This is a genomic window from Muricauda brasiliensis (genome assembly GCF_003057865.1).
GTDB classification, from domain to species: Bacteria; Bacteroidota; Bacteroidia; order Flavobacteriales; family Flavobacteriaceae; genus Flagellimonas; species Flagellimonas chongwuensis.
On the sequence record NZ_QBTW01000016.1, the window covers coordinates 167879 to 183221 of the forward strand.

12 protein-coding genes are annotated in these 15343 nt (G+C 42.5%); 1 reads left to right on the forward strand and 11 read right to left on the reverse strand.

Annotation, left to right across the window (positions count from 1 at the left end):
• Positions 1-64 precede the first annotated feature (64 nt).
• The 9 genes from DCK90_RS12850 to DCK90_RS12890 all read right to left on the reverse strand — a co-directional run bounded on the left by DCK90_RS12850 (position 65) and on the right by DCK90_RS12890 (position 10153).
• On the reverse strand, positions 65-1261 hold the full coding sequence (locus tag DCK90_RS12850; RefSeq protein ID WP_108246620.1) for an aspartate aminotransferase family protein: 1197 nt from the start codon (positions 1259-1261) through the stop codon (positions 65-67).
• Positions 1261-2967 (reverse strand): OstA-like protein, encoded by a 1707-nt coding sequence (locus DCK90_RS12855; protein WP_108246758.1) that lies wholly within the window; start codon positions 2965-2967, stop codon positions 1261-1263. The genes DCK90_RS12850 and DCK90_RS12855 overlap by 1 nt, the downstream gene beginning before the upstream one ends.
• 95 nt (positions 2968-3062) lie before the next feature.
• The gene (locus tag DCK90_RS12860) at positions 3063-3503 is read right to left on the reverse strand and encodes a DinB family protein (RefSeq protein WP_108246621.1); all 441 of its coding nucleotides are present in this window, start codon (positions 3501-3503) and stop codon (positions 3063-3065) included.
• A 5-nt stretch (positions 3504-3508) separates the two neighbouring features.
• Positions 3509-3988: a Dps family protein gene (locus tag DCK90_RS12865; protein ID WP_108246622.1), complete on the reverse strand. Its 480-nt coding sequence runs from the start codon at positions 3986-3988 to the stop codon at positions 3509-3511.
• A gap of 101 nt (positions 3989-4089) precedes the next feature.
• Entirely contained in the window at positions 4090-5358 is a 1269-nt protein-coding gene (locus tag DCK90_RS12870) for an adenylosuccinate synthase (RefSeq protein ID WP_108246623.1), read from the reverse strand.
• A 12-nt stretch (positions 5359-5370) separates the two neighbouring features.
• Entirely contained in the window at positions 5371-5826 is a 456-nt protein-coding gene (locus DCK90_RS12875; protein WP_108246624.1) for a Fur family transcriptional regulator, read from the reverse strand.
• Between the two features lie 41 nt (positions 5827-5867).
• On the reverse strand, positions 5868-8072 hold the full coding sequence (locus DCK90_RS12880; RefSeq protein ID WP_108246625.1) for a RelA/SpoT family protein: 2205 nt from the start codon (positions 8070-8072) through the stop codon (positions 5868-5870).
• A 44-nt stretch (positions 8073-8116) separates the two neighbouring features.
• On the reverse strand, positions 8117-9349 hold the full coding sequence (locus DCK90_RS12885; RefSeq protein ID WP_108246626.1) for a M48 family metallopeptidase: 1233 nt from the start codon (positions 9347-9349) through the stop codon (positions 8117-8119).
• Between the two features lie 3 nt (positions 9350-9352).
• Positions 9353-10153 carry a TrmH family RNA methyltransferase gene (locus tag DCK90_RS12890; protein ID WP_394339709.1) on the reverse strand — a complete coding sequence of 267 codons (801 nt, stop codon included), beginning with the start codon at positions 10151-10153 and terminating at the stop codon, positions 9353-9355.
• 70 nt (positions 10154-10223) lie between these two features.
• Here DCK90_RS12890 and DCK90_RS12895 point away from each other — a divergent pair, with 70 nt between their 5' ends.
• Positions 10224-11027 (forward strand): DUF6503 family protein, encoded by an 804-nt coding sequence (locus DCK90_RS12895; protein WP_108246759.1) that lies wholly within the window; start codon positions 10224-10226, stop codon positions 11025-11027.
• Between the two features lie 55 nt (positions 11028-11082).
• Here DCK90_RS12895 and DCK90_RS12900 read toward each other — a convergent pair whose 3' ends face one another.
• Together DCK90_RS12900 and DCK90_RS12905 are read right to left on the reverse strand one after the other, a co-directional pair.
• Positions 11083-12381, reverse strand: a complete 1299-nt coding sequence (locus DCK90_RS12900; RefSeq protein ID WP_108246628.1) for an amidohydrolase family protein — start codon at positions 12379-12381, stop codon at positions 11083-11085.
• Between the two features lie 10 nt (positions 12382-12391).
• Positions 12392-15337: an amidohydrolase family protein gene (locus DCK90_RS12905; protein WP_108246629.1), complete on the reverse strand. Its 2946-nt coding sequence runs from the start codon at positions 15335-15337 to the stop codon at positions 12392-12394.
• Positions 15338-15343: the final 6 nt, after the last annotated feature.

The window sequence follows — 15343 nt, forward strand, 5'->3', positions numbered from 1 at the left end:
ATGGACTTAAAATTAACCCTTTGAGCTACTCTTAAGTCCAATTTTGGGGTATGTTATCAACAAATTAGTTAACAGTATCGGTTTTGTAGCTGTTTAAAATGGTCAGAATTTGGTCGCAACCTTCCTCAATTTCTTTCATGGAAATGGTTAGGGGAGGTGAGATTCTCACAGCTTTTGGCTCAAATAAAAGCCAAAAAAGTATGAGTCCGTTTTTTGCGGCTTCAAGGACCAAAAAGTCAGCTATTTCCTTGTTGTCCATTATCGGAGCTAGCATTAAACCTTTACCGCGTATTTCTTTTATCAATGGATGTTGCAATAGTTTTCGAAACAGTTTTTCCTTTTCCAAGGTTTGTGGGATCAGGTCTGTTTCGGTGATTTCTTTTAGGGTCGCCAAACTTGCGGCCGCAATTACGGGATTGCCGCCAAAAGTCGTGATGTGCCCAAATTTTGGGTTTTCTTTTAAATCGGCCATCAACTCATGCGAGGAAACAAAAGCACCAACAGGAAGGCCCGATGCCATGCCTTTTCCAATGACCAAGATATCTGGTGGACAATTAAAATGTTCAAAGGCGAACAATTTGCCCGTACGCCCAAAGCCCGGTTGTATTTCGTCGAGAATCAATAATGCGCCTACTTCGTTGCAGCGTTTTTGCACTTTTTCCAAATAACCGTTTTCCGGTAAAATAAAACCGGCTCCGCCCTGAATGGTTTCCAAGACCACAGCGGCTGTTTTTTCGGTAATGTTTTCAATTTCTTCCTCAGCATTAAACTGAATGGAACGGATATCTGGAATCAACGGACGGAAGGCACTTTTGCGCTCTTCCAGTCCCATAAGGCTCAAGCTTCCCATGGTGTTGCCATGATAGGCGTTTTTTGCGGCGATCACCTGTGAACGTCCCGTATGCCTTCGTGCCAATTTAATGGCTCCTTCCATTGCTTCCGTGCCCGAATTCACCAAATACGTGGTATTTAAATTATCGGGAAGATATGAGGCCAATAGTATTGAGAATTCCACCGCAGGCCGTTGAACATACTCACCATAGACCATGACGTGCATATACTGGTCCACCTGTGTTTTGATAGCGTCGACTACTTTGGGATGGCCATGTCCTAAACTGCAAGCCGATACACCTGCCACAAAATCCAAATGGGCATTGCCATCTTGATCATAGATGTAGCTCCCCTTGGCATGAGAAACCTCCAAGGCCAATGGATGAGGGGAGGTTTGGGCTTGGTATGTAAAAAAATCTGTTTTGGACATTATGGTGTCTGCGCTTTCTTTTGAACAACGGTCTTTTTGGGTTGTACCGCTTTGTTATTGGGGGCGTTGATGGGGTCGTTCTGGTTGTTTTGTCGCTCGTTTTCCTCGGCATCAATATCGATTGGGTTGTCTATGCCCCTAATTTTTACCAGTTCGATATTGTTGTCGTCTTCATCAAATATTTCTTCTTTCGACCTTATCCGTTCATCGCCCCGCCAAACAAATCCTTTTAGTTTTCTGCTCTCTACGGGCAAATCGGTCTCGGGAAAAATATCTCCATCTGGATTTACAAAGAAGGTGATGTCCTCGATATCGTTGTTGGCCATAAGTAAACGTATTTTGCTGCAAATGGTCTTGTCTATTCCTATGAGCTCTTCGTCATCATTGTATACATAGTAAATCACCTCGGTGTTCTGTACCAGGTCAATGATTTTCAATTCATTTTCTATGAACTTGCCGAAGAGGTTTTTTCCCTTTGCTTGATTGTAACCAGTTTTACTGATGGTATCCAAAGAAATAATGAAGGCATTCTCTATCACTTTGAGGGAATCCAGTTTATCGGTCTCCATATCGGAAATCAAATGGATACTGTCACCGGTAATCTGGTTGTCCACATTCCATAAAATGGGGTTGGTGATCAGTTGGGTGATTCCTGTTCTCTCCTCGAAATGAATGGAATCGCACTTGCCGCTTAAATCAGTTTTATAAAACTTGGCATTTCTAAACGCCCTTAAAACCCGCTCTTCTTCTTTACCGGTAACCATTAAGGTGTCTCCATGCATGTAAAGGGAATCTTTCTCTACCAGACTGATGGAAACCGCTCTTTTGGTCGCAAAAACGGAATCCTTGGCCTTATGCACTTCGGCATAATGTGCCCGGATAACCCCATTGTTGATGGTATCCGTAATCTGAATATTGTTCGTGGCCGAAGCAAATTCGGAAGCTTTGTCAAAATATAGGCTATCTCCCTCGATTATTTTATTGTCGTAATCAATTCGGGTGTTCTTTATGCCATACCCTTGTTCGATTGTGGTATCATAAAAACCCCGTTCGCAATAGATTTTGTATTCCTCTCCGGTAATGGTGGATGGCCCGTACATGTACGCGTTTTTTGAAGTGGTGTAATAATCCAATTGCTCAGAATCAATGATATAATCGGGATTGTCGATATGTACATTACGCTGAAACTGGTACTTTTTTGGCGTCATAAAATAAGTGCCTACTTTACTGGTAAGTACATTGGCGGAGTCTACCACCTTACCACCAGAACGGTAATAGGCCTCTTGTTTTTCCCTGTCAAAGTAAAGGGTGTCGGTGGTCAAACGCATCTGTCCATTGGTCAAGTCTACGCTCTCCCAAGCCTTTGCCAACTTGGTGTTTCCATCATAATCCATTTTACCACTGTTCATTTCGATGGAATCACCTTGTTGCATGCGAATGTTGCCTATGGCTTTTAAACGGTTCTCTTCTGCATAAAAAATGGCAATATCGCACCAAAGGTCGGCGCCTTGGTGTTCGAACTGTACCTGTCGTTCATCGTCCTTGCTGAAAATGGATGCACCCGGGAACTGAGCTTCATCCTTAGTGAAATTCGCCCCGTATACAATGTTGATCTGTCGACCACCTTGTTGGGGTTGTTGGTCCTGGGCAAAAACGCTAAAAGCGAAAAGTGATAGAATGAGAAATGAAATGCTTTTCAAGTCCATAAAATTTTGCCCAAAAGTAGGGTTTTTAACGGAAGTGGCATACATCGTTTAGAAAGCTTTGGGATTTCGCTACCAAACGGTTAACTACGTGATTTTTATTTTCCTCGTTTAAGAGTTAAGGTGATTTGTCCGCAATGATATGTTGTGTGATATAAAATATGTCCCAGCAACCTGACTCTGGATATGGGTCCGAAAAAAGGAGTGTCCAAGGTTTCCTTCCATTGATTTTCAGAAAGGTTTTTGACGAGGTCGTACAATACTTGGTAGCCATCATCAATAAGTTTTTGACTTTCTTCTTTATTGTAGACTTTTCCCTCGTCTTTCTGGCCCATGGTTGAGTTTTCAACATCGGTGGGAATCCCAAAAAATTGAGCGAGCAGGTGCATGATCTCACCAATATGACGATGAATAAATCCGACGGATGCGGTGTCGTCGTTCAACCTTAGAGCACTATTTTCCTGTGTGATTTCGTTAAAGGTGAAATCGCACGTTTTCTGATTCTGTGCGATTAGGTCATTGAGAATGTCCTTGGTCATATGAGTTATTGGTTTAAATATGCCGAGTACATCCAAATTAGTTTTTCCTGTTCACGGATGTAATCGCTCATAAGGGCGTTGGTGCCTTCGTCATTGGAGTCCCCTGACATTTCCAAAAGTTCTCTTTCTAACGGCAACAGCACTTCATATCCTTTTAATATTTTCTGAATGGCCTCTGTACCGCTTGATATATTTTTGGCGACCTTTATTTTTGAGAGCTCCAAGTAATCCCCAAAGGTGTGCAGGGGAGTAAAGCCCAAGGTCAAGATTCGTTCTGCAATTTCATCAATTTTGATCAATGAATCGTTGTAGAGTTCTTCGAACTTAAGGTGAAGTTCAAAAAACTTTTCACCTTTGATGTTCCAATGAAATCCACGGGCATTCATGTAGAAAATCTGATAATTGGCCAATAACTCATTTAGCTTATCCGCCAAATCGCTCGATGCTGTTTTATCTAGTCCTATTTGATTAAGGTTTTGAGTCATTTTGTTTTTATTTTTTAGATTAATTTAAAGGTAAAACAAACTAACATTCCTTAAAGTGACATTGGTCACATAAGGTTAACCCTATTCTTATTAAAATAGGTCTATCGATGAATGGTCTGAAGTCTATCCGGACCTACCGATACAATCTTAATGGGAACGTTCAGTTGTTCTTCCAAAAAGGCTATGTAATCATTCAAAGTAGCCGGTAAATCCTCCGCTTTGGAAAGTTTGGTCAAATCTTGCGACCATCCCTTCATTTCTTGATAGACAGGGGTAACGTATTCCTCTTCTATGCTATATGGAAGGTGTTTGATTTCCTCTCCTTTGTATTTGTAAGCGGTACATACCTTGATAGTGTCAAAACCACTGAGAACATCGGCTTTCATCATCATCAATTCTGTTACACCGTTGATTTGAACGGCATATTTCAAAGCAACCAAATCTAACCAACCACAACGTCGGGGTCTTCCTGTTGTTGCACCGAATTCGTTTCCGACTTTGGCCATGGTGGCACCGTCTTCATCAAAAAGTTCAGTAGGGAAGGGGCCGCTTCCCACTCTGGTGGTGTAAGCCTTGAAAATTCCCAAAACATTTTTGATATTGTTGGGAGCAACTCCAAGACCAGTACAGGCACCAGCGGCTGTAGTATTCGAAGAGGTTACAAACGGATAGGTTCCAAAATCAATGTCCAACAACGAACCTTGTGCTCCCTCTGCCAATATTTTCTTGCCTTCTGCCTGCGCCTTGAAAATGTATTCCTCACTGTCGATGAAGGTTAATTTTTTCAATGTTTCCACACCTTCACAGAATTCAGCTTCCAATTCGTCTAGATTGTATTGGATGTCCACGTCGTAAAAATCGATCATGGCTTCGTGCTTGTCGGCCAAAGCTCTGTATTTGGTTTTCCAATCATCGAACTCCAAATCACCAACGCGCATACCGTTTCTGCCGGTTTTGTCCATATATGTCGGTCCAATACCTTTTAAGGTGGAACCAATTTTTGCCTTCCCTTTGGAAGCCTCGGAAGCGGCATCCAACAAACGGTGGGTGGGCAAAATTAAATGTGCTTTTCTTGAGATAAAGAGCTTGGTTTCGATGTCTATATTGAATTTCTCCAAGTTATCGAGCTCCTTTTTAAATATTACGGGGTCGATTACGACTCCGTTGCCTACCACATTAATGGCATTTTTATGAAATATTCCGGATGGAATGGTATGCAAAACGTGTTTTATACCATCAAACTCCAAGGTGTGCCCTGCATTCGGACCTCCTTGAAATCTGGCGATAATATCGTATTCCTTGGTCAGTACATCAACAATTTTTCCTTTTCCTTCGTCTCCCCATTGGAGTCCAAGCAATAAATCTACCATGTAATATGTGGGTTATTCAGTTAGGTTTTTTTCTTTATTTCGGGTTCCGTAGAAGTATAAAGAGTGGTTGTTGATTTTTATATCAAATACCTCCTCGATAGTTTTTTTGATGGATTGAATGCGCGGGTCACAAAATTCTACCACCTCACCAGTGTCGGTAAGTATTACGTGATCATGCTGACGGTCAAAATAGGATTTCTCGTATTGAGCCTGATTTTTTCCGAATTGGTGTTTTCTTACCAGCTTACATTCCAATAAAAGTTCGATGGTATTGTAAAGCGTTGCTCGACTAACCCTGTAATTCTTGGTCTTCATTTTAATGTAAAGGGATTCTACATCAAAATGATCGTCACTTTCATAAATTTCCTGTAAAATGGCGTATCGTTCAGGGGTTTTGCGGTGTCCCTTTTCTTCAAGAAAGGCAGTGAACACGTTTTTTACAATTTCCTGATTTTTATTATTTCCCATGGCTTTCTACCTATGCTAATGCACAAAGGTACAGTTAAAAATTAAATTCTGGTCACTTTATCTATACCTTCCACCTGCTTTAAATTGTTCATAAGCCTTTGCAGGATATTATTGTTTTTTACCACTAGCGTAATTTTCCCTTTAAAGGTTCCACCATCTGCACTAAAGTTCAGATTACGCATGTTTACGTGCATATTTTCCGAAATGATCTTAGTGATATCCTTGACCAGCCCCATGTTATCGATTCCGGTAATTTGGATGTCGACGGAGAATTCTTCTTGGGAAGAATCTATCCATTTGGCGCTAATGATACGGTAGGCGTAGTTGGACTGTAACGAAATGGCGTTGGGGCAGTTCTTTTTATGGACCTTGATTCCATCGTTTACACTTACAAAGCCGAATACCTCATCCCCGGGAATGGGATTGCAACATTGGGATAATTTATAATTAAGTCTTTCTTCTTCCTTTCCAAAAACAAGCAAATCGTATTTGGTGGTAATCTCATTTCGGTCAACATCTTTTGGAGCAGGATTTTTACGGATTCTGTTCTTGAAGAAATTGATGAATGCATTATGATATGAAGAGGAGAAATCCTTCAGCTTATCGTTGTCGATGACCCCGATGCCCACCCGGTAGAAAAGGTCTAAACTTGTTTTTAGTTTGAAGAAGGTCACCAATTTGTTCACCGTGTCTTCGTTCAGGTTGATTTTCTGGGCCTTGAGTTTGCGGCGCAAAATTTCTTTTCCTTCTTCGGCGACTTCTTTTTTCTCCTCGCTTAGCGATGATTTTATCTTGGAACGTGCCCGTGCCGTCTCGGCATAGTCCAACCAGGTCTGGGTGGGTTTTGCACTTTCGGAGGTAATAATCTCCACTTGATCCCCACTTCGCAGTTTTGTCCCCAGCGGGACCAATTTTCCATTGACCTTGGCCCCACGGGTCTTCATCCCGATTTCCGTATGGATGTTGAAAGCGAAATCCAACGCTGTCGAACCTTTCGGCATGGATTTTAAATCTCCCTTGGGAGTGAACACAAATATTTCCTTGGCGTAGAGGTTGAGCTTGAACTCTTCTACAAAATCAACTGCATTGCCGTTCGCGCTTTCAAGCGCTTCTTGAAGCTTGTTGAGCCACTCTTCGATACCTTGTTCTTTCTGGGCGCCATGCTTGTATTTAAAGTGGGCGGCATATCCTTTCTCTGCAATCTCGTGCATCCGCTCACTCCGAATCTGTACCTCTACCCATTTGCCCTTGGGCCCCATAACGGTAATGTGAAGCGCTTCGTAACCCGTGGATTTGGGCGAGGTTATCCAGTCGCGCAAACGGATTGGGTTCGGGGTAAAGTGGTCCGTTACTATGGAGTAAATTTTCCAGGCAAGGAACTTTTCGTTTTTCTTGTCGGATTTATAGATAATACGGATGGCGAACTTATCATAGACTTCATCAAACGAGACGTTTTGCGCCTTCATTTTTCTACGGATGGAAAAGATGGACTTCATCCTACCCTTGATGAAATAGTTGAGTCCCTCTTTGTCCAAGGACGTTCTTATCACATTGGAAAAATCCTCGATATAGGCCAAGCTCTCTTCTTCCGTATCCTCAATTTTGGCATAAATGTCATTATAGACCTCGGGCTCTGTATATTTTAGTGAGAGGTCTTCCAAATGTGTCTTGATGTTGTAAAGACCTATCCGGTGTGCCAACGGTGCATAGATATAGAGCGTTTCCGAAGCAATCTTCACTTGTTTGTGCTCCGGCATGGAATCCATGGTGAGCATATTGTGATAACGGTCGGCAATCTTGATGATGATTACCCTTACGTCATCATGCAGGGTCAGTAGCATTTTTCTGAAATTCTCTGCTTGCTGACTTATATCTTTATCTTTCTTGAGATGCGCAATTTTGGTCAAACCGTCCACAATTCGTGCAACCGTCTCCCCGAACATCCGCTCAATATCTGCAAGTGTATAGGCAGTATCCTCAACGACATCGTGCAAGAGGGCAGATGCAATGGAAACGGCATCAAGGCCTATTTCCGAAGCTACGATCTTAGCAACGGCAATCGGATGGAAAATATAGGCTTCCCCGGATTTCCTTCGCTGGTCCTTATGGGCGTCCACCGCAACATCAAAGGCGGAACGAATCAATTTCTTGTCCTCGTCCGTCAATGTTTGGTAGCTTATGCGAAGTAATTCCTTGTACTGCTTCGCAATCTCCTTGTTCTCTTTTTCAATAGCAGCCTCTGTCATAGTATATTAAATTTACTATAATCTTATTATCTAAACAACAAAAACTATGCCTTTAGGTTCCGGATACGCTCCACTAAAGGGGGGTGTGAATAATGCACGAATACGTATGCTGGGTGAGGTGTTAAATTGCTCAAACTCTTTTTGGACAACTTTTTTAATGATGATACCAATGGAGTTGCAGCAAAGGTGTTTTTTGCAAAATCATCCGCTTGAAACTCAAATTTTCTGGATAAATAGTTCATAATCAATCCAGTGGCTTCGGATATTGGACTGTACAATAATGCAAACCCTACCAAAGCGGCATGGAAGCTTGGAGTGGAGACCCCAATGGCCAAAGATATTTCTGGGTGGTTGATGAACAATGAAAGAACGAACAACGTCAAACCAGTGGTTAATAATGAAACCACAAGATTCACTATAATATGGTTCCGCTTGTAATGACCTACTTCGTGGGCCAAAACGGCCACAATTTCATCTTCGCTGAGATCATTGATCAAGGTATCGAACAAAGTGATTCTTTTCTCTTTTCCGAAACCTGAGAAATAGGCGTTTGCCTTAGTGGACCTTTTTGAACCATCTATCACAAATATGTTTTGAAGCTCGAACCCTACTTTTTGTGCATAGTTTTCAATCGAACTTTTTAAGCTTCCATCTTCAAGCGGTGTTTGCTTGTTGAACATGGGCACAATTAAACGACTGTAGAATAAATTGATGAACAAAATGAAAAATCCAACGGCAATCCATGCATAGATCCAAAAATATTGCCCTGTGGACTGGTAGAACAACATGAACAATGTCAAAATACCTCCTCCAAGAACAACGGTTAGGATGCTGCCCTTAACTTTATCGGAGAAAAAGGTGGATTTGCTGGTCTTGTTGAAGCCATATTCTTCTTCAATTACAAAAGTGCGGTAGTAGGAAAACGGGAGTCCCAAAATGGCACTTCCCAGCATAATAATTCCAAAGAAAATCAATGCCATGGGTATACTGCCCTGCATGATGGAACATGTAAGTTGGTCCACCCATTCAAAACCTCCAAAAGCAAGAAAACAAATGGTCAAGACTAGTGAAAAGCCATCCGAAATGACTCCAAATTTATAGTTGATTTTCTTGTATTGTTGCGATTTTTGATATTCATTTTCATCAAAAACATCGGCAAGTTCTGGTGGTAAAGTCGATTTGAAACGCTTGGCATTTAGGTACTCCAAATACTGATGGACCAGATATTGGACCACAAGAATGGCCAGAATGATATAAAAGAGTGCATTTTTTTCCATAGCTTAAAATCCGCGCTGGCGCTTCGCCTCAAATATAAGTATTGCGGCGGATACCGAAACATTCATGGAGTCTATTTCTCCTTGCATCGGTATAATTATGTTTTGGTCGGAATTTTGAAGCCATTTTTCTGTCAATCCAGTAGCTTCTGTACCCATTACCAGGGCAGAAGCGGCTTTAAAATCGCACTCCACATAATTTTTGGAAGCGGTGAGGGCGGCACAGTAGATGTTGATTTGGTTGGTTTGTAGAAAAGCAATGATTTCGTCCGTTGTTCCTACGCCTATCTGGTTGGTAAAAAGACAGCCTACGCTGGAACGGATAATGTTTGGACTATATAGGTCGGATTTGGGGTTAGCTATTAAAACGGCATCCACGGCTGCGGCATCGGCAGTGCGTAACAATGCACCGATATTACCGGGTTTTTCAGGAGCTTCTGCAACCAACACCAAAGGGGTTTTGTTGGTGAAGGAGATGTTTTCCAAAGCATGGTTCTTGGATTGCATCAAGCCCATAAGTCCTTCTGTGGTGCCACGATGTGCAATTCTATGGTAGACGCTTTCGGAAACCTGAATAATTTCTGGGTTGGTAGTATTGGTGAAAGCCTCAATGGAAGTTGTGCCCATCAACTCTGGACAAAAAAGAAGCGTTTGTAGCACATAGCCTCCTTTTAGCGCCAATTCAATCTCCCGTTGTCCCTCTACCACAAAAAGTCCTGTCTTTCTGCGTTCACGAGATTTATCTTTTAGTAAAATGATATTTTTTACCAAAGGATTTTGGGCACTGCTGATTAGTTTAGCTTCCATATTCATGGTAAAAATAGCCATTCCTGTAATTAAAAAAAGGGCTTTTCGACCAACAGGTAAAATAGATACCATGAACAAATTAACCATCCCATTACTTTTTATTGGCCTGACCGCCTGTAAACAAAATCCGAAAGTTGAAAAAAAGGAAACACCAATTCAGCAGGAAATGCTGGAGAACGAGGCTGTTTATCCCGATGCCATGTTAAAGGTTTTTGATGCCCATGGAGGTTTGAAACAATGGAAGGCACAACGAACATTGTCCTTTGTGCTGTCCAAACCCGAACTCTCCGAAACCCATACTATTGATTTGCGTTCACGAAAGGATAGAATTGACACCGAACAATTTTCGATGGGTTTTGACGGCGAACAAGCATGGTTGTTAAATGAAGCGGGCAATTACGAAGGCGACGTTGGCTTTTATCACAATTTGATGTTTTATTTCTATGCCATGCCCTTTGTGTTGGCCGATGATGGCATCATGTATACTGCTACCGAAGATTTGGAATATGAAGGTGAAAAATACCCCGGTCTGCAAATAGCCTATGAATCAGGTGTGGGGGCTTCATCCAAAGATGAGTATTACATTCACTTTGATGCCGATACCCACCAGATGGCTTGGTTGGGCTATACCGTGACCTATCGCTCCGGGGAAAGTTCTGACAATATTAAATGGATTCACTATGATAATTGGCAAGAGGTGAATGGACTGGTAATGCCAAAATCCATCACATGGCATAAGTATGAGGGGAGAACGATAATGGAACCGGCAAGCACGGTCAATTTCGAAGAAGTACTACTGAATGCGGATGGCAAATCGGACAGTTTTTATGAAAAACCGGAAAATGGGGAGTACGTTCCCATTAAAATGAATTAATTCGCGAATACAAAAACGGCGCTCCAATGAGCGCCGTTTATTATTTTAGAGGAATCTATTGTCCTTCTTTTTCTCTTTCGTATTTGCCCATATACCGTTTCCAAAGTTCGGTCTGATGCGTTTCCAACGAAACGTCCCTACCATCAATATATGCTTTTGATAGTTGGTTGGTCCTCATATCCAAAGCGTCGCCTTCGGAAATAAACAATGTGGCACTTTTACCTTCTTCCAAGGTTCCGTACATGTCATCAATCCCAAGAATTTTGGCCGTATTTCCGGTTATCAATTGGAGTGCGGTTTCTTTGTCCAATCCCTGAGCTACGGTCTGTCCTGCATAAAAAGCAAGGTTCCTTACCTGGAAATTGGCTGCTTCCTCATTTTGCAATCCAACCAAAAGGCCGGCATCGACCAATAATTTTGGCAATTTATAGGTGATATCGTAATCATCGTCCTCAAAACTTGGCAATGCGTGTGTACGCTCGACCAAAACAGGAATATTATGTTCCTTTAGAAGATCTACAATTTTGTTGGCCCTATATCCACCAACGATTACTACGTTTTTAACCCCCATTTCCTTGGCCATTGTAATGGCATCGGTCATTTCTTTTTCGCCGTCCGCATGGATGTATAGGCGCTGGGAACCATCGAACAAGCCCTGCATGGCGGCAAATGGTAAGTTCTTTTCATCTTCACTGGCTTTTCCGTAGGCAATGGAATTTTGGAAGAACATTTCAATGTCGGCCATTTCCTTGCCATACTCTTTGTTTGGAATGAAACCTCTTTCTTCGCCAGCCCACCAACGGCCTCTCCTAAAAAAGTTGGGCCAGTTCATATGGATGCCGTCATCTGTTTTGACCGCTGCATCTTCCCAGTTCCAAGCATCGAACTGAACAATACTGGAAGTTCCGGAAATGGTACCTCCAACAGGGGTTACCTGTCCGATAAGTACCCCGTTTGGCCGCATGCTTTCCACAACTTTGGATTCTGCATTATAAGCGATTAAACTGCGTACATGAGGAATCATTTCCCCGATTTCGTCTTGGTCGTCACTCGCCCTAACGGCATCTACCTCTACCAAACCAAGGGATTTGGACGGAGCGATAAATCCGGGGTACACATGTTTGCCTTCGGCATTGATCATGGTACCAATGGTCGGCACCATTAAATCGGCACCAATGGCGGTAATTTTCCCATCTTTAAAAACAATGGTACAGTTCTCTATCACCTCTCCGTTACCAATGTGTGCCGTAGCGCCAATTATGGCTATTTGTTCGGATTGGGGTGGGGCAGGGGTCTGTTGAGCGTTCAATGAAACCCCCAAAACAATTGCTATGATTAAAAATATTTTTTTCATGGTCTACTTTTTAAAGGGTGTCACAGTTAAACTCTTCTTTCTTGCTCTGCACAGGAGTTCTTGATTTTCCTCCTTTTTTGTTCTCGTTCAGCATCATTCCAATCAACTGGTTACGTTCCTTTTTGATGGATTCTCTTAGTGCTTTGTCTTTTTCCAAGTCGAAATACACTTTTCCTTCAATCAATGTTTTTTCCGCTTTTGCGTAAACGGATAACGGATGGTCGGTCCAAAGAACCACATCGGCATCCTTGCCTTCCTCGATACTTCCAACACGGTCGTCCAAGTGAAGCAATTTGGCAGGGTTCAGGGTTACCATTTTCCAAGCTTCCAATTCTGACATGCCACCGTATTTAACAGTTTTGCCAGCTTCTTGGTTCAATCTTCTGGACATTTCAGCATCATCACTATTGATGGCAACCGTAACGCCTTGGCTTGTCATGATAGCGGCATTGTAGGGAATGGCATCGTTTACCTCGTACTTGTAGGCCCACCAGTCGCTGAACGTCCCGCCGCCAACACCATGCTCGGCCATCTTATCGGCAACTTTGTAACCTTCCAAGATGTGGGTAAAGGTGTTTACACGGAAATCAAATTTCTCGGCTACTTTCATCATCATATTGATTTCGCTCTGTACGTAGGAGTGACAAGAAATGAAACGCTCTCCGTTCAATATTTCGGCCAAGGTTTCCATTTCTTCATCATAGCGGTAAGGTTCGCCGCTTTTTTTCTTTTGGTCATATTCCTTGGCGCGCTGGAAGTAGTCGGTATACACCTGTTCAACACCCATCCTTGTTTGCGGGAATCTGGAATAACTGCCCCAGTTGGATTGTTTGACGTTCTCTCCCAAGGCGAACTTGATGAACTTGGGTGAATTGTCAAATACCATATCCTTGGCACTTTCTCCCCATTTCATTCGTATAATGGCTGATTGCCCACCAATCGGGTTGGCTGAACCGTGCAACAACTGAGCAGTAGTAACGCCTCCGGCCAAATCACGGTAAATGGCAACGTCTTTTGGATCTATTACGTCTTCCATGCGTACTTCTGCTGAGGAATTGTGTCCCCCTTCGTTAATGGCCAATGCTGCAATGTGGGTGTGCTCGTCAATAATTCCAGCCGTTAAGTGTTTTCCGGTGGCATCAACAACTGTAGCTCCTCCAGCTCTTAGGTCTTTTCCAACTTTGGAGATTTTCCCGTTTTTGATCAGCACATCTGTATTTTCCAAAATGCTCTCCCCGGTCCAGACTGTGGCGTTTTTGAATAAAATACTTTCCTGTTTGGGTTTTTCTTTAAAGCCATATCCTACATTTGGATAGGTAACGGCCATAAGCTGTGGCTTTTCCGCGGTTTCATCTTCTTCCGCTTTTTCTTCGAAAGGAGCTGTCCTCGTCATCGTAGCGGTAGTTTCATCTCCATTGGGAAGCACTACGGAACCTTTAATGCTACTGGCATCTGGCATAACTTGCGCTACCCATCGGTAAGAACCGATATTGTCGTCACTAAAGGATATATTGAGCCAGTCTGCAGAATAGTCGATTTTTGAGTCAACTTTTTCTTCTCCTTTTTTGATTTCAGCTTTTGGCTTATCAGCATCGCCGGTTAAGGAAACTTTATATGTACTTCCATTAACCGCAAGGTCGTAATCACCTCTAATATCGATTACGTCCATACTCTCCACAATATTCTTGATTCCTTGTACCCAGTTCTCATACAGGGTGGTCCCTTTGCCAAAAATATCACCGGAGGTAATCAGGAAATTGGCTTGGCTACCTGGTTGCAAGGACCCAATCTCATTGGATTTGCCCAATATTGAAGCAGGAATCGTAGTAAGGGCCTCTAGTGCTTTGGTTTTTGAAAGACCATAAGTAATGGCTTTCATTATTTTGTCTTTTAGGTCTTTTGGAGACTTAAGGCCATGTAGGGTAATGGAAAACTCGACTCCATTGTCCGCCAATACTTTTGGGTTGGAGGGCGCCAAGTTCCAATGTCTCATATCTTTTAAGGCAATATATTTTGCCTGATAAGGGTTAGATACGTCAAACGCATCCGGGAAATTAACGGGTAGAATCAATTTGGCATTGGTGGCTTTGATTTCCTCAATGCGCTCGTATTCATCACCACCGCCTAAAATGGTGTACTGTATTCCAAAAAGGTCACCAATTTTATCAGCTCTCAATACGTTGCCATTATCACCGGCAACATATATTTGGGTCAATCCTTTATTGGCAATAAGTGCTTCCAAAGAACGATCTTTGGTGTCCACATTGCCTTTGCTGTACCAATCCATATCGTAATATACCTGTCTCATCAGGGCCATGGCGCCCATCAAGGAACCTGGGTATGATTGTCTGGATGCTTGGCTTTTCTCAAAAGAGAAGTATTGGGCGGATTTATCGGAAAGGATACGCTGTGCTTCGGATGCTTCGTCGTTCAACGCGACCAAAACACCTGTTCCTCGGGCAATACCATCCTCAATATGGGCATTGATGGTTCCAAAACCGGCATTTCTGAGTTCCTCGGCCTGTTTTTTATCATACTCAAAACTGCCAATGGCATCGTTTTCCGGCATAATGTGGTCGTTCCAATAAAACCCTTCCCTGGACGGACCGTATTGTGCGGACCTTCCACCACCACTGGCTTCTTTGGGAAGTTTTACCCCAAAACCGGAAAGCACGTCGATAAATGAAGGATAAATGGATTTACCGCTCATATCCTCGACCACTGCATTTTTTGGAATGTTTACGGATTTACCAACTTGTACTACTTTGCCATTCCGGATCAGCAAAGTACCCTTGTTGATAACTTGGGTCGGGGTTACGTAGATCTTGGCATTGGTAAATGCCGTGTAATTGTTGTTTTTCTTTGCCTTTACACCATCATTGATTGGAAAGTAATCCTGTGCAAACAAAGAAACGCTGCCTACAAAGAATAGCAACGCTAAAAGTTTAAGTTTCATAAGGTT